This is a genomic window from Polynucleobacter rarus (assembly GCF_003072505.1).
GTDB lineage: Bacteria > Pseudomonadota > Gammaproteobacteria > Burkholderiales > Burkholderiaceae > Polynucleobacter > Polynucleobacter rarus.
Window position 1 is genome coordinate 464601 of the sequence record NZ_NTGB01000001.1, and the last position, 16544, is coordinate 481144.

General features: G+C 40.8%; 21 protein-coding genes and 1 tRNA gene. 13 read left to right on the plus strand and 9 right to left on the minus strand.

The features are described 5' to 3' along the window. The first annotated feature begins 111 nt into the window (after window positions 1–111). From AOC35_RS02095 to AOC35_RS02125, 7 genes are all read left to right on the plus strand, one after another. Window positions 112–903, plus strand: a complete 792-nt coding sequence (locus tag AOC35_RS02095; protein WP_245898398.1) for an SDR family oxidoreductase — start codon at window positions 112–114, stop codon at window positions 901–903. A 110-nt stretch (window positions 904–1013) separates the two neighbouring features. Further along, window positions 1014–1718: a CoA transferase subunit A gene (locus AOC35_RS02100; protein WP_108645552.1), complete on the plus strand. Its 705-nt coding sequence runs from the start codon at window positions 1014–1016 to the stop codon at window positions 1716–1718. 34 nt (window positions 1719–1752) lie between these two features. Beyond that, window positions 1753–2400: a CoA transferase subunit B gene (locus AOC35_RS02105; protein WP_108645553.1), complete on the plus strand. Its 648-nt coding sequence runs from the start codon at window positions 1753–1755 to the stop codon at window positions 2398–2400. Window positions 2401–2426: 26 nt separating this feature from the next. After that, the gene (locus tag AOC35_RS02110; protein WP_108645554.1) at window positions 2427–3413 is read left to right on the plus strand and encodes a cation diffusion facilitator family transporter; all 987 of its coding nucleotides are present in this window, start codon (window positions 2427–2429) and stop codon (window positions 3411–3413) included. A 406-nt stretch (window positions 3414–3819) separates the two neighbouring features. Further along, window positions 3820–4650 carry an alpha/beta fold hydrolase gene (locus AOC35_RS02115; protein ID WP_108648671.1) on the plus strand — a complete coding sequence of 277 codons (831 nt, stop codon included), beginning with the start codon at window positions 3820–3822 and terminating at the stop codon, window positions 4648–4650. 44 nt (window positions 4651–4694) lie between these two features. Beyond that, window positions 4695–6671: a RelA/SpoT family protein gene (locus tag AOC35_RS02120; RefSeq protein WP_108645555.1), complete on the plus strand. Its 1977-nt coding sequence runs from the start codon at window positions 4695–4697 to the stop codon at window positions 6669–6671. Window positions 6672–6686: 15 nt separating this feature from the next. Next, window positions 6687–6763 (plus strand) — tRNA-Val (locus AOC35_RS02125). Window positions 6764–6949: 186 nt separating this feature from the next. Here the strand turns inward: AOC35_RS02125 and AOC35_RS02130 are convergent. Then, on the minus strand, window positions 6950–7186 hold the full coding sequence (locus AOC35_RS02130; protein WP_108645556.1) for a type II toxin-antitoxin system Phd/YefM family antitoxin: 237 nt from the start codon (window positions 7184–7186) through the stop codon (window positions 6950–6952). 298 nt (window positions 7187–7484) lie between these two features. Here AOC35_RS02130 and AOC35_RS02135 point away from each other — a divergent pair, with 298 nt between their 5' ends. Then, entirely contained in the window at window positions 7485–9080 is a 1596-nt protein-coding gene (locus AOC35_RS02135; RefSeq protein ID WP_108645557.1) for a Fic family protein, read from the plus strand. 42 nt (window positions 9081–9122) lie between these two features. On the opposite strand, the gene AOC35_RS02140 is transcribed toward AOC35_RS02135, so the two are convergent. After that, entirely contained in the window at window positions 9123–9407 is a 285-nt protein-coding gene (locus AOC35_RS02140; protein WP_108645558.1) for a helix-turn-helix domain-containing protein, read from the minus strand. Further along, a complete protein-coding gene (locus AOC35_RS02145; protein ID WP_108645559.1) occupies window positions 9404–9727 on the minus strand; it encodes a type II toxin-antitoxin system RelE/ParE family toxin in 324 nt (107 codons plus the stop codon). Before AOC35_RS02145 ends, AOC35_RS02140 begins: the two co-directional genes overlap by 4 nt. A 101-nt stretch (window positions 9728–9828) precedes the next feature. Here AOC35_RS02145 and AOC35_RS02150 point away from each other — a divergent pair, with 101 nt between their 5' ends. Together AOC35_RS02150 and AOC35_RS02160 are read left to right on the plus strand one after the other, a co-directional pair. After that, complete coding sequence (locus AOC35_RS02150; RefSeq protein WP_108645560.1) at window positions 9829–10311, plus strand: helix-turn-helix domain-containing protein; 483 nt, start codon at window positions 9829–9831, stop codon at window positions 10309–10311. A gap of 431 nt (window positions 10312–10742) precedes the next feature. Next, window positions 10743–10976, plus strand: coding sequence for an antitoxin (locus tag AOC35_RS02160; RefSeq protein WP_108648672.1), 234 nt, complete (start codon window positions 10743–10745; stop codon window positions 10974–10976). Between the two features lie 321 nt (window positions 10977–11297). Here AOC35_RS02160 and AOC35_RS02165 read toward each other — a convergent pair whose 3' ends face one another. From AOC35_RS02165 to AOC35_RS02190, 6 genes are all read right to left on the minus strand, one after another. Continuing rightward, entirely contained in the window at window positions 11298–11918 is a 621-nt protein-coding gene (locus AOC35_RS02165) for a GNA1162 family protein (RefSeq protein ID WP_108645562.1), read from the minus strand. Then, window positions 11915–12283: a DUF4810 domain-containing protein gene (locus tag AOC35_RS02170; protein WP_108645563.1), complete on the minus strand. Its 369-nt coding sequence runs from the start codon at window positions 12281–12283 to the stop codon at window positions 11915–11917. The genes AOC35_RS02165 and AOC35_RS02170 overlap by 4 nt, the downstream gene beginning before the upstream one ends. A 12-nt stretch (window positions 12284–12295) precedes the next feature. Beyond that, entirely contained in the window at window positions 12296–12622 is a 327-nt protein-coding gene (locus tag AOC35_RS02175) for a hypothetical protein (RefSeq protein ID WP_108645564.1), read from the minus strand. Continuing rightward, on the minus strand, window positions 12619–13587 hold the full coding sequence (locus tag AOC35_RS02180; protein WP_108645565.1) for a CsgG/HfaB family protein: 969 nt from the start codon (window positions 13585–13587) through the stop codon (window positions 12619–12621). Before AOC35_RS02180 ends, AOC35_RS02175 begins: the two co-directional genes overlap by 4 nt. Window positions 13588–13714: 127 nt before the next feature. Then, window positions 13715–14257 (minus strand): porin family protein, encoded by a 543-nt coding sequence (locus tag AOC35_RS02185; protein ID WP_108645566.1) that lies wholly within the window; start codon window positions 14255–14257, stop codon window positions 13715–13717. Between the two features lie 84 nt (window positions 14258–14341). Further along, window positions 14342–14776, minus strand: coding sequence for a hypothetical protein (locus AOC35_RS02190; RefSeq protein ID WP_108645567.1), 435 nt, complete (start codon window positions 14774–14776; stop codon window positions 14342–14344). 313 nt (window positions 14777–15089) lie between these two features. On the opposite strand from AOC35_RS02190, the gene AOC35_RS02195 reads away from it, so the two are divergent. From AOC35_RS02195 to AOC35_RS02205, 3 genes are all read left to right on the plus strand, one after another. Then, window positions 15090–15578 (plus strand): hypothetical protein, encoded by a 489-nt coding sequence (locus tag AOC35_RS02195; protein WP_108645568.1) that lies wholly within the window; start codon window positions 15090–15092, stop codon window positions 15576–15578. 73 nt (window positions 15579–15651) lie between these two features. Next, on the plus strand, window positions 15652–16143 hold the full coding sequence (locus AOC35_RS02200; protein WP_108645569.1) for a hypothetical protein: 492 nt from the start codon (window positions 15652–15654) through the stop codon (window positions 16141–16143). Between the two features lie 22 nt (window positions 16144–16165). Then, on the plus strand, window positions 16166–16495 hold the full coding sequence (locus tag AOC35_RS02205; protein ID WP_108645570.1) for a hypothetical protein: 330 nt from the start codon (window positions 16166–16168) through the stop codon (window positions 16493–16495). Window positions 16496–16544 lie beyond the last annotated feature (49 nt).

The window sequence follows — 16544 nt, forward strand, 5'->3', positions numbered from 1 at the left end:
ACATTATCTTAAATTTTGAACTTTCTCAAAAATACCAGTTTTAACGAAAATATTCATGCTCAACTTCAAAACAGAGTTCGATGCGTGGGTCACGATGCAAAGGAAATGATGATGGCTTATCAAATCGATTTACAAGGTAAGGTTGCCCTGATTACGGGCGCTTCAAGCGGCCTTGGAGCGCAGTTTGCTAAAACGCTTTCAAAAGCAGGTGCGACCGTTGTGCTAGCAGCGCGCAGATTTGATCGTTTAGAGGCGCTAGAGCGTGAAATTACCCTCGCAGGGGGTAAGGCGTACTGCGTAGGTTTAGATGTGACCGATACCAACTCGATTGAGTCGCTCGTGAGTAATACCCTCAGCAAAGTGCCGCAAATCGATATTTTGGTTAATAATTCAGGGGTTTCGAGTACCCAAAGAATCGTGGATGTGACGCCTAAAGATTACGACTATGTCTTTAATACCAATACACGCGGTGCTTTTTTTGTGGGTCAAGCGCTCGGAAAATACATGATTGAACGGGCAAAAGTTGCCCAGGATGCTGGCAACCCAGCTCCAGCCCAACGCATTATCAATATTGCTTCAGTGGCTGGTTTAAAGGTTTTATCGCAAATTTCTACCTACTGTATGAGTAAAGCTGCCGTAATACATATGACGCAGGCCATGGCACTCGAGTGGGGCCGGTACGGTATTAATGTCAATGCGATCTGTCCTGGCTATATCGAAACGGAGATCAATGCCGAGCATTGGCAAACGGAATTAGGTAAAAAACTGATTCAAAAGCTACCCCGTAAGCGGGTAGGACAAGCCAGCGATCTAGACGGCGTCTTGCTACTTTTAGCAAGTGAGCAGTCTGGCTTTATGAATGGCTCGATTATTTCGGCGGATGATGGCCTGGTGATTACCTAAGCGGAAGTCCATAAAAAGGCGGGTGTTTTGGGAAATGTTCGATAATGTACAAGTTTAGTAAATTTAAGAAAATCGCAAGAAAATTAATTAAGAGTTAAAAAGGACAAAGAATGAATAAGATATTTGGTTCTGCCAAGGAAGCATTAGCGGATGTGGTGAAAGACGGCGTGATGATCGCTTCAGGTGGTTTTGGTGTTTGCGGCATTGCTGAAGCCTTGATTCAGGGGATTAAAGATAACGGTTCGAAAAATTTAACCGTGATTTCTAATAACTGCGGTATTGATGGTTATGGTCTGGGCATTGTGCTCGAAAATGGTCAAATCAAAAAGATGATTTGTTCTTTTGTCGGCGGTAATGCGGAATTTGAGCGTCAATTTATTGCTGGTGAAGTCGAAGTGGAACTCACACCTCAGGGCACGCTCGCTGAGAAACTGCGCTCTGGTGGTTGTGGTATTCCAGCGTTTTATACCAAAACAGGCGTGGGTACCTTGATTGCTGCTGGGAAAGAAACCAAAGATTTTGATGGTGAAACCTATTTGATGGAAAGAACGCTCACGCCGGATGTCTCGATTGTGAAAGCTTGGAAAGCAGATAAATCTGGCAATCTCGTATACCGTTTAACGGCTAGAAACTTTAACCCCGTCGTCGCAATGGCTGGCAAAATCACCATCGCAGAAGTAGAAGAGATTGTTGAGAACGGTGAGTTAGATCCGGATGAAATTCATACTCCTGGTATTTACGTGCATCGCCTAGTTTTAAATGCGACGCCTGAAAAGCGAATTGAACAACGTACGGTGCGTGAAGCTTCCGTCTAACCAATAATAGCGATATTCAAAAGGAATTAATAACATGGCTTGGACAAGAGATCAAATGGCAGCACGTGCTGCTCAAGAATTACAAGATGGATATTATGTGAACTTAGGGATTGGTTTGCCGACTTTAGTAGCAAACCATGTGCCAGAAGGTATGGAAGTTTGGTTGCAATCGGAAAATGGTTTGATGGGCATTGGTCCTTTCCCAACCGAAGCAGAAATCGATCCTGATTTAATTAACGCCGGTAAGCAAACTGTCACGACGCTACCGGGCTCTTCCATCTTCTCATCAGCTGATTCATTTGGCATGATTCGTGGTGGCAAAATTAACCTTGCGATTTTAGGGGCCATGCAAGTAAGCGAAAAAGGTGATCTCGCTAACTGGATGATTCCAGGCAAGATGGTCAAGGGTATGGGCGGCGCCATGGATTTGGTAGCAGGCGTGAAGAACGTGTTGGTGCTAATGGATCACGTGGCCAAGAAAAAAGATGGTACGATCGATTTAAAGATTTTGACTGAGTGCAGTTTGCCACTGACTGGTGTGCGCGTAGTTGATCTAATCATCACTGACTTGTGTGTCATCAAAATTGATGATAATGGGATGCATCTCATTGAATTAGCTCCTGGTGTGACGCAAGAGGAAGTGATCGAGAAAACAGGTGCAAAGCTGCAGATTGCACTGTAAATTGTTGTTTAACTTTATAGGAATTCATGCTGAATCATAGTCATTCTCACGACCACAAATCGCCTAAAAGTGTTTCAAAGGCGAGTTCAGCTGGATTGCACGCACATAAAGCGGGGGATGCCAAGCATTCCCACGCTAAAGAAGTTTCTAGTCAAAAAGTTTTAATGATTGCCCTCATCATTACGCTGGGCTTCGCAGCAGTTGAAGTATTCGCTGGCTTTTTTGCCAACTCTCTCGCACTGATTTCTGATGCAGGTCATATGGTGACCGATGCAGCTGGGCTTTTACTAGCTGTGGTGGCACAGGTGATTTCGAAACGACCACCGAGTGCTAAAAATTCGTTTGGTTTTGGCAGAGCTGAGGCACTCGCAGCGTTTGTGAATGGTCTTGCGATGGTATTACTCGTGATCTGGATTTCTGTTGAGGCGATATCTCGCTTTATTTCTCCGCATTTGGTGGCTGGAGAAACAGTGACCTTAGTCGCACTGCTCGGGTTGCTCGTCAATATCTTTGTTGCTTGGATGTTGTCACGCAATAACAATAGTATGAATACCAGAGCAGCTCTCGTGCACGTGATGGGTGACTTACTCGGGTCGGTCGCCGCGTTAATTGCGGGTATCGTGATTCAATATACGGGTTGGATGCAGATCGATCCGATTCTCTCGCTCGTGGTCTGTTTACTCTTGATTAAATCGACAGTTTCGATTTTGGCAGAGTCCTATCATTTTTTAATGAAGGGTGTACCGAAGCATATCGACTTCCTGAAAGTGGGCGATGACTTAGTCAAAATCAATGGTGTGAATGCGATTCATGATTTACACATTTGGGAAATGACACCGGGCTATCCAGCATTGATTGGTCACATCGAAATTGATCACATCACGGAGTGGCCAAAAATCATGGATGATATCCGTGAGATGTTGTTAAGCGAGCACGGGATTGACCACGTCACCTTGCAACCGGAAGTCCATCCAGCAGATCAAGTGCCGGAGCATTCGGCCCTAGCACTCTAAGTTACGGCTCTATATAAGCAAATAAAAAAACTAAAGTAACTTTGCTTTCTATCAGATTTGATTTTGGACTCGATTGCACTATTTTTTATTTAACTCTAAAGACCTTAAATATTTACTGTTAAATCATTGATTCGTGATTTTCTGAGAGTAAAGTATTTAATATTGAATTGATAAATCAATGACTGATTTAAGCCGATTCAGTTTTTAATTTTTAGCAATGTTCAACTTAGTATGTGTGAGGGAAGTAATGAGTACACCAATGTGGAAAAAATGGCTATCTAAAATCGCTGGTAATTCAGTTCAGGCAGCCTCTAATGGAGGACCGCAGAGTGATGTATCGAGTGCTTCTAACCCCTCGCAAAGCTCCTCTGAAACCCTCAATCCAGCCCCGCAGTTTGTGCAGTGTATGAGTCCAGTCGGCTTGCATCAAATGGCCTACAGAACCTGGGGTAAACCGCAAAATCCGAAGGTACTGTTGTGTGTGCATGGTCTGACACGCAGAGGAACTGATTTCTTTGCCTTAGCGCAGGCGATGTCGGATGAGTACTTCGTCGTCTGTCCTGACATTGTTGGGCGAGGAGACTCTGATTTTTTAACGAACCCAATGTATTACGGAGTGCCGCAATATGTGAGTGATATCGTTACTTTAATTGCGCGCCTGGCTCCAAAACAATTAGATTTTTTTGGTACTTCCATGGGGGGACTCATCGGGATGGTACTCGCAGGGATGGAGCATCAACCTGTGAGGCGCTTACTTTTAAATGATGTGGGGCCACGGATCGAGTTTGCTTTTTTAACGCGGCTGATGACTTATCTAGGTAAGCCTGTGACTTTTAAAAGTGAGGCGGAGGGATTGCTTTATGTTAATTCCATCACAGAAACTTTTGGACGTCATACCCAAGAGCAACTACGTCATTTGAACTTGCCACAATTAATCCAAAAAGATCAAGAGTGGATAATGCATTATGACCCTAAGATTTCTGTGCCATTGATGGCGCAAAATCCGATGACGGCTGCTGCTGGAGAACTGGCATTATGGAAGTCTTTTGATAGTATTCAGATTAAAACGCTGGTCGCACGCGGTGTGGAATCAGACCTCTTGTCCCCTGATACGGTTGAAGAGATGTGCCGTCGTAATCCCTATGTTTCTGCTATCGAAATAGCCCAAGCAGGCCACGCCCCAGCTTTTATTTTGCCAGAACAAATTGCCATCGCCAGAAAGTTTTTTTTAAGCTAGGGGTTTTTTTTGAACTTCTTTTGGTTTTGGTTTAAATTGGTTATATGACCGATTTAAATCTTTCTGCTGTAAAGCAAAATATGCTAACCCAAACCATTGAAGACAAGGCTTGGTTTGATGAACCGATTGCACAGCATCTCGCCGGCATGCTGCTGATTGCGAGAATGTTAGAACTTGACAGTTCTACACTGATTGCGATTGAACATCTTACGAGTAAAGAAACACTGGCCAAACTGACCGAGCGTTTGGGGGAAGAACCAGCCCGCTTGATCAAGGGTTTTCAGGCACTCGACTCGACGAGAACGAAAGCGGCGAGTGGTCAAGCCGAGAGTCTGCGAAAAATGCTGTTGGCTTTCTCACAAGATCTGCGAGTGGTGTTTATCTATTTAGTTGCCCGCTTACAAACTTTGCGATGGGTGACGAAAGAAAAACTACCGGTCGAGGAAAGTTGGGCGCAGGAGTTATTGGAGATCGATGCGACCCTGGCGAATCGTTTAGGAGTTTGGCAGATTAAGTGGGAAATGGAAGATTTAGCTTTTCGGATTGTGAACCCAGTCGCCTATAAAGAAATTGCTAGCCTACTAGATAGTAAGCGCGTGGTGCGGCAGCGTTTTGTGGAAGATATTGTTGGGAAAATTCAGAACGAACTGTTTGTGAATCGGATCTCGGCAGAGGTCTATGGTCGGCCTAAACATATCTATAGTATTTTTCGGAAAATGCAGGGTAAGCATATCGACTTTTCGCATTTGTATGACGTAAGTGCCGTGCGGGTAATTGTGGATGATGTGAAAGATTGTTATACGTCGCTGGGTATTTTTCATCATTTATGGCAACCGCTAAGTAAAGAGTTTGATGATTACATTGCGAGGCCTAAACCGAACGGTTATCAATCACTGCATACGGTAGTAAAAGATGTGGATGAGGTGCCGTTTGAGATTCAGATTCGCACACAAGCGATGCATCATCAGGCTGAGTATGGGGTAGCTGCGCACTGGAAATATAAAGAAGGTAACTCCAATCCAAGTCATGGCCCAACTTCCTCACACAGCTCAAAAGGTACCATTAGTGCGGCCGAGGAATATGAGCGTAAAGTCGCCTGGGCGCGGCAATTAATTGCTTGGAAAGAAGATGCTTGGGATCAGTTAAAAGGTCAGGCAATTGATGAGCAAGTCTATGCCTTAACACCACTCGGCAGAGTGATTGCGATTGATCCTCATTCCACGCCACTGGATTTTGCTTATGCAGTGCATACCAATATTGGGCATCGTTGTCGGGGTGCCAAAGTGGACGGCGTGATGGTGACGCTCGATACGGTCTTGCACAGTGGTCAGACTGTCGAAATTATTACCGTGAAAGAGGGTGGGCCTTCTCGCGATTGGTTGTCACCAGATAAGGGGTATTTAGCCTCGCACCGCGCTCGCTCAAAAGTAAAAGCTTGGTTTAACGCCATTGACGCGCAAGCGGAACGTGATCCGAAAGTGCATGCTAAGGAAGCTAAAGAGGAGAAAGAGCCAGTCATTGAGCCAACGCCAATTGTGGATTTAATGATTAAGCCGAGTCGTAAGAAAAAGGATTCTGGTGATGTCTTAGTAGTGGGGGTTGACTCTTTACTGACGCAATTATCCAAGTGTTGCCGACCAGTGCCACCGGATGAGATTAATGGCTTTATTACGCGAGGTCGGGGTATTTCGATCCACCGAAGTGACTGTCAAACCCTTAAGCAATTAATGCTGCGCGCACCAGAGCGGATTATTAAGTCAGCCTGGTCAGAAAGTACGTCATCGAACTCGATTTTTTCGGCAGAAATCGCGTTGATGGCAGTGGATCGTCACGGCTTGCTTAGGGATATTTCAGAAGTGTTTTCAAAGCTGAGAATCAATGTAGTAGGGGTGAATACGCTAAGTAGTAAAGGTATGGCTAGTATGCAGTTTTCGATCGAAATTCATAGTCTAGATGAGATCACACAGGCCATGAAACAACTCAATAGTGTAAAAGGCGTGACATCGGCTCAGCGAAAGTGATATAATTTCGTCTTTAGGCTCGTAGCTCAGTTGGTTAGAGCACTACCTTGACATGGTAGGGGTCGCTGATTCGAATTCAGTCGAGCCTACCAATTATTTAAGCAATACATCTGATGCGGGAACTTTAAACAGTTCTCGCATTTTTTATTATTTCTAGTCTTCAATGTAAAACGTAGTGACGGATATCTGAGAAAACCAGCGCAACATCTTCATAGATACTTTCCGGCGCAACTTGAATGGGACGTTGGTATCTATACGAAAAATCATAGAGTTATATCTCACGTCAAACTATTGTTACGTTCAATCAAAACATCTTCATTGTCATAAAGTGGCGAATTACGCATAAAATCAACTAGCGATTGATTAGCCCCCATCAAACGATCGTAATCTGATCGAGAAAGAATAACTGCAACTGAGCGACCTTGATTGATAATTTCTTGTGGCCCCTTAAGCTGCGCATCACGCAATACTGTGGAGAGCTTTGCTTTTGCTTCTTGAATTTGCCAATTGCGCACAATAAATCCCTTTTATGACTTTAATTTAGATTTCAACATAAGTTTCAAATTGCTGTGCTGAATTTAATTTGGGGTTGCTAACGATAGCTTACTTCAAAATATAAGTGGTATGCACTTAGGCTTATTGCCTATTAATGATGAGGTGATTTTTCACGAGTTATAAATTAGGCTATTTTAGGTTCGAGATATTCTTCATCCAGTAGTATGTAAACGTATGATTTGTGATCGTTTTTGTGCAAAAACTATCTTTTATTAATGTTTTTTAGCAAATATTATCGTTTTTGTGCATAATAAGTGGATGGGAAACGAAAATTCAATAGGTGGGGTATGGTTAGCTACCAATTACGGTATCGATCCAGTCATGCCATTCCAAACCCTTAGTCGCATTGGCAGTCGTCGTGCAACACAAGTATTAGATGATACTACTACAGAGATCTACGTTGAAAGTATGCGACCTAGTGCTACTTTGCGTGGGCACTTGACTTTTCATCTCAAGCATGAAGTCCCTCACCTTGAGTTACTGTCTCAGTTATTTAGAAAAATTCATCCACAAGAGCTATCAGACTGGGTCGCTGATGAGCCATCCGGTCAGTACGCTAAGCGAGCTGGTTTTCTTTATGAATTCTTGACTAATAAAACACTTGAGATTCATGCAGAAGTGGCTGGTGGTTATATAGATGTCCTGGATGCTGCCAAACTAGTGGTGGCCTCACCAGATCAGGCTATTCCAAATCGACGCTGGCGTGTGCGCGATAACCTACCCGGAACAACCTATTTTTGCCCTATTATCCGGAAAACGGCAGACTCCGTTAAAGCGATGAGTTTAGATGTATCAAAGCTAATTAGCGATTTAGCACTTGAATTTGGTGAGGAATTATTAATGCGCTCGGCAGTTTGGATGACGCTGCGGGAAAGTAAATCAAGTTTTGCCATCGAGGGTGAAGCTGATCAATCTGATCGTATTCAGCGATTTGCTGATGTGTTATCGCGCCGAACTGGTAAAGGGACCTGGCCGTTAGATCAGGCAACTCTATCCGAATTGCAAGCTGAAATCCTTGGTAAGCGTACGACTTTAGAACAGTTTGGTGTGCGTGAGTCTCCAGTGTTCGTTGGGGAAGTTGCTCGGTATCAAGATATCGTCCACTACATTGCTCCACCTGCAGAAGACATCAAATTAATGCTTGAGGGACTCGTTACCTTTTTGGAGCGTACCAAAGGACAGTCTCCTATAATGCGTAGCGCAGTGGTAGCTTTTGGATTTGTTTACATTCATCCATTAGCAGATGGTAATGGCCGTGTGCATCGGTTCTTGATCAACGATATTTTGCGACGTGATCAAGTCGTGAAAGCACCGATGATCCTACCGATATCATCTTTAATAACAAGCGATCACACTGAGCGCCATTCTTATGATCGAGTTCTTGATGTCATTTCTAGCCCATTGATGCGCTCATTGGAGGGTCTTTATGAGTTTGCAAAAACTCATACGACCTATTCGGACGGTATTCGTTCAAATTTCGTATTTCATGGAGATGATAAGGCAAGACATACCTGGCGATATCTGGATTTAACGAAGCATGTTATCTATTTAGCGCATGTGTTGGAACGCACAATCTGTGAGGATATGCGAGAAGAGTCCCGTTACTTGCGTAACCATTCACACGCAAGAATAGCAATCAAAGATATTGTCGAAATGCCTGATATACAAATTGACAGAGTCATTCGATCCGTAGAGTCTAATCACGGAAAACTTTCAAATATGTTGGGTAAAGAAATTCCAATCCTTCAAGAGCCTGGTATTTGGGACGACATTGTGAAAGCCATTGAAAATGCTTTTCAAGATGTGCCTGAAATAAATGTTGTGAGTAAGTACTCCATTGGAAATCAAAAGTAACATTTCAATTCTATTTGATCGAACAAGATGTTCCATTAATTCCTATGCTGCAATCTCTAAAGCCACCTTATTACCTGCTCGGGTAGCCAGCATGACGAGCATATCTAAGCTGAATTTGTCCCTCTTTCCACGAATTAAGTCTGATACTCTAGATTGACTGATTTGTAACACTGCAGCAGCCTCTGATTGTGTCCAACCATTTTTCGCGATCGAGTCTCTCACTTTCGCCATCAAATCAGCGCGCATCTTTAATACCGCTGACTCTTCTTTTGAGAAACCAAGATCATCGAAAACGTTACCACTTGATTTAATTATTTTTTCTTTCATTTTTTCTCCTGTATCCGCTTGTAACGGCTTTTTGCTTTTTCAATATCTGCTAACGCTGTTCTTGCAGTTTTCTTCTGAAAGACGTGCAAAACATAAACTCCACTAGAAAACTTTGCCACATAAATGACACGCCACTCACCAAGTACATGAATCCGAATCTCATAAGCTCCTGCACCTATATTGAGCATTGGTTTAAAGTCTGACGGCATGTAACCACATTGAACTAAGTCCAGCTCATAACCTGCTTCCCGCCTTGCTTCTATGGGTAAATCCCTTAAATCGTCTAAAGCGGTACCAATAAAATACAGTTCTTTCCTCATTGATTTATTATATAAGTATTTATATAAATTTGCTAGTGTCAGCCAAAATAGACGTAACAAATTTGCGTAATAAAGCTTTATAAATTTGTTAGGCTATCTGAATGAATTCAAGGGAACTAGGATTAACAATAGCATTACGTCGTACTCATTTAGGCTTATCTCAAGAGCGATTGGCGAAGTTTTGTGGATTGAGTAGATTAACTATCTATCGTTTAGAAAGAGGCATATCAACTAATGTTGGTAGGGATGAATTTATTAGTCTATTGACCTTGCTGGGATTAAATAATATTCCCTTGAAGTCTAAACTTAATTTTAATTCTTTGGAAATGGTCTGCGTATCAGTAAGCGTTAGTTATAAATCATCTCTACACAGTACGGATTTATCTCTTGCTCTTGTAACAGGTGTTCTGCCTGAGAAAATCTATCCGCATATTGCAACTTTCCTAGATGAGACTCCTCTTTCATTAATTATTTCTGTTGTAGAAGCGGTTGCACAACTTAACCAAATCCCACCAAAATTAATTTGGAAAAATCTTATCGATTGGGCCCATGAAATGAACTCTCCAAGAATTGCTTGGCTTTAAATGATTGCGTAAGATGATAGGTACTTTTTAATTTTAAACAACCTAACCCTACTATTAGTAGGTGAAATTGCTTGAACGCTTTTTATGAAGTAAATTAATTGATATGGTTGGCCGTTTCTAATTTAAAAGATACGACTTCAATTATTGCCAAGGAGCCAATATGGAGTTAAAAATTAATAAAAATAGTTGAAAAGGAAAAATGCTTAAAGTAATTATTCGCACCGAAAGCCTTGAAGACTTTTTTTATCTGGCTAGAAAGACTGCTCAGAAAGCAGATCGTGGTGAGTTCCTAAAAGAGGAAGTCACTTTTTCATTTGAAGATTCGAAGGAAATGTTTAAGGTTTTATCAGAAGTTCATAGACGAAGGGTGTTGAAATGAGCTTACAAAAAATGAATAAAACACCTATTTGGTAAACATTAATAGTGTTCTTATGGATACAGCTAAAATTTTCATGGATGGAAAAAATCAAGCCGTTAGGATTCCTAAGAAGTATCGTTTTAATGGAACTGAAGTGACTATTCAACATTTCGCAGGTGGAGTTTTATTGTCGCCAAAGAAAAGCCTATTCGAGGGTATTACAGCGGCATTGGATATTCTGGAACCAGGCTTTGAAATTGAACGTCAACAAACACATAAAAAAATCCGGAGCAAGATTAAGGCCTAACTGTTCTAAATGTAAGTAGTAAATAATTTAACCTTTAACTCATCCAAAGTACTACCAATAAAATACTTTTTATAATTAAATATTTATATCAGTTAATAAGAACTTGGATAGTACATTGGAAGTTTAAGATCATCTTCTTGATGTTTGGTAAGAAGGTCTCAGTTACTATGGATTTAAGTAATGTCAATGATTTTGCAAGAATCGTCTTTCTTCCAGAGTACTCATGGAATTACTCTCCCTAATCTTTTATTGCAACATGTTCATTTAAGGAACCTCAAGTGATGCTCCTTAAAATTATCTGCTGTGATAAAAGATAATGATTTACTTTACTGGATCGGGAGTTGCATAAGGACCATTGGGTAATTGATTTGGCCCAATTTGAAATACTTGCTGATTCGCCGCTTGTGCTAATGGCATGTAATTTGGGGCCGCTCTTGCAATTGCGGCGGTGATGATTGCACCGAGGATACCGCCACCTGAGTTCTGTGGTTGATAAACCATTTTTTTATTTTCACGCCAAATTTCAACTCCAGTTGAACTGACTATCCGATAATCAAAATCAACAGTAATTGTCGTTGAGAGTACTATGTATTGTGCATCCCAACGATTAATCGTTACATAGAGAACAGCGTCAGCACCGAACATTCCTGCTAATTGAGGTGTTGGTATTAAATGTATTCTTTCGCCTTCATAGAGTCCTTCTTGTTCTAAGATGAACTTCGTCGTGTTCACTGGAAAAACATAATACCCCTTGTTGGCAATTGGTATGGGTAGCGTTGTCGATAGATAAAGGGGAGCATCAACATCTAAAGTTTTATTTACGACAGGAACAACTAGAATGGATCGAGGTGCGGCATTAGTAAATGCGGATAAATCCTTCTTTTGAACGTTAGCACAACCAAATAAACCGATGGTAACGATGATAATTAAAAGATACTTCATGGGTTACTCTTTTCTATAAGCTTTGGTCTACTATCAAGATTTTTGATGATCAAATCCATTAAAGTTTTACTCTCAGGCCAAGTATCCCGCTCCTTTGAGTAATACATTTTTGCTTTATCAGGTAATCCCTCTTGTAAATATAAAGTGCCTAATTCCGCATACATGCCAGGAGCTACGATCTGTTTATTTTGTTCGTTCAAATCTACAGTAGCTTGAAGTTTGATTTGTAATGACTTTATTTGACTAGGGTCTTTATAAGCGTCATATAACCCCTTGTCATATCCATTCCAGTTATATTTACCTTTTACTGCGCAACCACCCAATAAAGAGATCATGACAATAAAACAAATTGAAAATATACGCATATTTAGACTTACCTAGTGGATTAAGATTGTTTGATTAACGCCGTCACTTGCGTAAATTTTTTCTTCATAGATTTTTTGACCATTTAAATAAATAGCCAAAACATGAGGTCCCGGCAAGATTCGCATCATTGCATAACCTTCTTGATATTCACGTGCTTGGCCCATATCGAGGTTATCTAACATTACCCGCCCCTCTAAAAATTCGATATTTTGAGCCTTAAAAGAAAGGCTAGGTCTCATATCTGAAATACTCTGTTTTTCAGTAGGCAGTTGAGTACATCCTGAAACATAGACATTGATGAGGAACATCATAAAAAACAACTTAAGGATATTTTTCATTTTGAAACTCCGTCATATCGGATTTGTAAATCGCTGATTTTTTGGTTCGCAATTGAGCCATTTAAAATAGTGCCAACTGATCCTTCGTTGAGTTCACCTTCTCCAAACAGAGCAGTTATTTTCATGGATGCGATGGTTTGCCCAGGTAAGGTGATTTCTGCTCCTGTCTGAGGAGATTTGATTTTTTCGCCCGAAGTCTCAATATTAAAAACCATTCCTTCTTTAATTCCTTGGCTCTTACCACCACCAATAAATATCTTGCTTCCATCAACCTTCAAAATGTAGGTGGCCCATGCTTGTTTATTGACTACAGCGCTGATTTTGGCAATGGCATCCGTAACTGCTTGGCGGATAGCGGTATCGCCGAGAGTCCCATCATAGGAGGCTTGTGAACCAAATCCAAAGGTAGATGCGGTTTCATTTGAAGCTTCTCCAGCTCCAGAAGTAGCAAAGTAGACTTGCCCAGTTTTAGTGTCAACTAATCGAAAGTCGACTTTGGCAAAAGCTACTTGGCGTTTCATTTGAGAAGCAAAGCCTGATTCACCGATTGTCTTACGACCATACTCTGTTAAGGAGCCAATAATTAAGGTATCGACCCCAATGACATTTAACTTATTACCCGTCATTGCTGCCTCGTTGTAGACACGACCAATATCCGGTCGTTCGAACACCAGATAAGCGCCAGACTCAGTTAAGACTTTACTTGTCATGTCAGTAACTTGCTTCCCTAGAGGGTCATTCATTTGATCTCTAAGTAATGAACGCCCATAGACCGTTTCATTCGTGATACGACCAAGTGCTATCTTACGTTTTAGGGTCGGCGTGGAGGGTGCTTGGTCTTTAATCAGCTGTTGGGCATCTTTTTGAGCTTTGATTGATTGAGGGCCTTCTTTTTGATCAACTTGTGGTGCCTGCATCGCACAACCAGATAAAAGGGCAATAAGAATTAGCAAATATTTAGACATTACTCGATACCATTCATCGTGTTATTTACTATTCCTACCTAACTCTTTTAATGGAGTTAAATAAGAATAATAAAGAGAGCTAAGCCGGGTAACTTGAAGTTTTTATGGCTTAGTATTTAGAGTTAAATCAAAATTTATAGCCGGCATTGAGACTAGGTCCTGTAATGCTTATGCCTTCGCGGTTGTAATAAGACATATAGTCTAGAGTTACATAAACATCATTATTGATATTTGCTTGAATACCGACCCCATAAGATGGGCTTGTACCACTTGTCCAAGCGCTACCGTAGTAGCTAGAGGCGGAAACTGTTCCATTTGTTGCGCCGACTTTAGCATAAAGGGACACAGTGTCGTTAATTTCTAAAGTTCCCTTACCATATATCCCATATGCATTTTGGACCTGTGCAGTAATGTTTGTTGAACGATAGTAAAAATTCGCAGAATTAACATTTCCACCAATCATTCCCTCTAAAGCTAAATTCTTATTAAAGTTATAACCTGCCTTTAAAGCCGCCAAGCCATTATTAATGCTCACTGAATCATCTTTATAGTAAGCTTGCATAAAGCCAACTTCCACATACGGGCCAGTCTCTTTTTTCTGTGAAGACTGTGCCATGGTGCTTGAGATTGCACAAGATAGTAGGGCTGCTACGATAATCTTTTTTTTCATTTTGAAACTCTTTCAGGGTTGACGGATTGTTGTGAAGATTTACTGATTGTTAATGAATTAAGTTCTTGACGCTATTGCAATCGACTATGAACTTAGTGGTGAAGTATTGGTTGGATGTAAGTCAAATGGACTACTATCAAGTAATATGCTGGTAAAAGCAGTTTCTAAGTCTCCAGTAATTACACTAAATGCTTGAAGTAATTTTTCTGATGGAGTGATCAACTTCAAGCGAAAGTCAGCTGGGTTGTCATGAAGGTGAATCCATTTATTTTCTAGGAGTTTTCTGTAGTGATAACGATTACCCATTTCACTAAAAGATCCGCTGTTGAAGAGTTGTTTCACGGATAGTTTTTCATTCCTCATATGGTGATACATCACAACCAAAAGAATTTGATAAGGAATAATGGAATGGGTAATAGGGAGATGTTCGTTGGTAACTTCTCTTACTTTTATCAGTAGATGAGTTACCTCATTGATTTTTTGTATATTCATATTTTCTTGAATGCTATTAAATCCCATAAGTAAGCCCTTCACAATAATTACTAACTACGAATATTAGGTACGAAATTCAAGGGTATTACTGCATCAGGTAAACCCCTCTTGAGAACTCATAGTGGTGGCGAGCTCGCTCAAATAATGATCTACTGTATGAAGGAACAGTTCTCTATCGACTATGAACTTCGTACCGATATTTGATTGTTTAATGAAGGCTTTTTTGCCTTGTTATTTTTTTCTAATTAAATATTTTTTAATATTTCTTGAAGGTGGCTCATCTTTTGAGCCTACTATTCTTTAACTTAATACATAATGATTTGAATAAGGTAATTCATAAATGGTCATCGTAGAAGGTAGTTGTATTGTGGTGCGTAAGGAAGCCATCCTAGAAAACTATCAAGGTGGAATGGCACAGTTTTTATTCGATATTCCTGACAGCAATACTTTGAGCCAAGATGATTATTTAATGAGCTTTAGCTTCAAAGATTATCACCAGGCTAAATCGCATTATTTTTTAATTGCAAAGAAGGGACTAAAAATCACTGATTTCATGCCAGAGATTTCCTATGCAGATGCAATTTTGTTTGACCAAAACTTTGGGCCAAGTCATCATGCCTCATGGATCAATTTTTCGTATGAAAAGATTGATGCAACGAATCGAGTCGGTATTGCTCATTCAGTTCATGAAGAGGATGACTATTTCGATACCGAGAGTATGAGGAGGGCGAAGATTGCAGTGCCTAAGAATTGGGCCTATGAGAAGTCTGTTACACAGATGCTTTCTTATGAAAGGATGAATAAGTTCAAAAGTTTTTTAAATCATTAATGTAGGAGGGGCGGAGTTATTCCGAATTGCTAAGCCTGACATATTGTCGAATTAGCTAAATAGGAGAAAGAAAATGGAAACATTGCGTTGTCGTATCGGCGATTTGGCAGTTTTAGTAGGTTGTCATTTGCCAGAAAATACCGGAAATATTGTGAGAATCATTGGTGTTGTAGGATATCAAAGTTGGTACGGTATTAACGGTCAAACTTTTGTTTGGACTGTTGAGGTATCTCATAATAGACCTTTAGTATATGAAAACTGTAATAGAGGCTTATATACAAAAATGGTAGGTCCTGTCCCGGATCGGTTATTAATACCGATTGATTCAGATTCTGATTCTGATTCAGATTCTGATTCAATTCAACTTGGTAAAGATATCGCCGTTGGAGTGCGTGAGTATTGTGAAAGATTGGAAGCACTCGAGCGTAGTCAAAAACTTAAAAGTACTTCGCTTACTTCGTCTAGCGAATATGAACCCTATGATCCCGTCGAAAATTGCATCATGCAGCATCCCGGATTGACTGAAGAGCAAGTGATTGCTATGGCGGAGGCATTTGGGTTTTAATCTTTGCTAGGAGGCTCACGTAATGAGCCTCACATTCTCCAAAATAACACCTTATCATCCTAGACACATTCCCATGAACTTTGCTGTTTTTTTTATCAGTTTTATTCTGCCACTGCAAGTACAAAGCATTGCTAATGAAAGCCAGATAGCGCCTCCCTATTGGGCCGTCAATACAATCATTGATGCCTCGATTATTTTAGGATTGAAAAGTATGCGCAGTAAATTCCCCAGGTTTAATAACAATCCTGAGTTATCCCTTCGCGATGCCGATCAATATGATTGGCCAAAGAGTCGTCGTCGACAGTTGATTGAGAACTATGTGCATAATCATTTCAACTATTCAGCGAAGTAATCTGTTCTATCAAGTTTTATCTCATATTCCTATCGCCACTAATCGATTA

What these genes read in the sequence shown, in the direction of transcription:
- AOC35_RS02095 (WP_245898398.1), top strand. Translation starts at nt 112, where the DNA reads ATGGCTTATCAAATCGATTTACAAGGTAAGGTTGCCCTGATTACGGGC.
- AOC35_RS02100 (WP_108645552.1), top strand. Translation starts at nt 1,014, where the DNA reads ATGAATAAGATATTTGGTTCTGCCAAGGAAGCATTAGCGGATGTGGTG.
- AOC35_RS02105 (WP_108645553.1), top strand. Translation starts at nt 1,753, where the DNA reads ATGGCTTGGACAAGAGATCAAATGGCAGCACGTGCTGCTCAAGAATTA.
- AOC35_RS02110 (WP_108645554.1), top strand. Translation starts at nt 2,427, where the DNA reads ATGCTGAATCATAGTCATTCTCACGACCACAAATCGCCTAAAAGTGTT.
- AOC35_RS02115 (WP_108648671.1), top strand. Translation starts at nt 3,820, where the DNA reads ATGAGTCCAGTCGGCTTGCATCAAATGGCCTACAGAACCTGGGGTAAA.
- AOC35_RS02120 (WP_108645555.1), top strand. Translation starts at nt 4,695, where the DNA reads ATGACCGATTTAAATCTTTCTGCTGTAAAGCAAAATATGCTAACCCAA.
- AOC35_RS02135 (WP_108645557.1), top strand. Translation starts at nt 7,485, where the DNA reads ATGGGAAACGAAAATTCAATAGGTGGGGTATGGTTAGCTACCAATTAC.
- AOC35_RS02140 (WP_108645558.1), bottom strand. Translation starts at nt 9,407, where the DNA reads ATGAAAGAAAAAATAATTAAATCAAGTGGTAACGTTTTCGATGATCTT.
- AOC35_RS02145 (WP_108645559.1), bottom strand. Translation starts at nt 9,727, where the DNA reads ATGAGGAAAGAACTGTATTTTATTGGTACCGCTTTAGACGATTTAAGG.
- AOC35_RS02150 (WP_108645560.1), top strand. Translation starts at nt 9,829, where the DNA reads ATGAATTCAAGGGAACTAGGATTAACAATAGCATTACGTCGTACTCAT.
- AOC35_RS02160 (WP_108648672.1), top strand. Translation starts at nt 10,743, where the DNA reads ATGGATACAGCTAAAATTTTCATGGATGGAAAAAATCAAGCCGTTAGG.
- AOC35_RS02165 (WP_108645562.1), bottom strand. Translation starts at nt 11,918, where the DNA reads ATGAAGTATCTTTTAATTATCATCGTTACCATCGGTTTATTTGGTTGT.
- AOC35_RS02170 (WP_108645563.1), bottom strand. Translation starts at nt 12,283, where the DNA reads ATGCGTATATTTTCAATTTGTTTTATTGTCATGATCTCTTTATTGGGT.
- AOC35_RS02175 (WP_108645564.1), bottom strand. Translation starts at nt 12,622, where the DNA reads ATGAAAAATATCCTTAAGTTGTTTTTTATGATGTTCCTCATCAATGTC.
- AOC35_RS02180 (WP_108645565.1), bottom strand. Translation starts at nt 13,587, where the DNA reads ATGTCTAAATATTTGCTAATTCTTATTGCCCTTTTATCTGGTTGTGCG.
- AOC35_RS02185 (WP_108645566.1), bottom strand. Translation starts at nt 14,257, where the DNA reads ATGAAAAAAAAGATTATCGTAGCAGCCCTACTATCTTGTGCAATCTCA.
- AOC35_RS02190 (WP_108645567.1), bottom strand. Translation starts at nt 14,776, where the DNA reads ATGGGATTTAATAGCATTCAAGAAAATATGAATATACAAAAAATCAAT.
- AOC35_RS02195 (WP_108645568.1), top strand. Translation starts at nt 15,090, where the DNA reads ATGGTCATCGTAGAAGGTAGTTGTATTGTGGTGCGTAAGGAAGCCATC.
- AOC35_RS02200 (WP_108645569.1), top strand. Translation starts at nt 15,652, where the DNA reads ATGGAAACATTGCGTTGTCGTATCGGCGATTTGGCAGTTTTAGTAGGT.
- AOC35_RS02205 (WP_108645570.1), top strand. Translation starts at nt 16,166, where the DNA reads ATGAGCCTCACATTCTCCAAAATAACACCTTATCATCCTAGACACATT.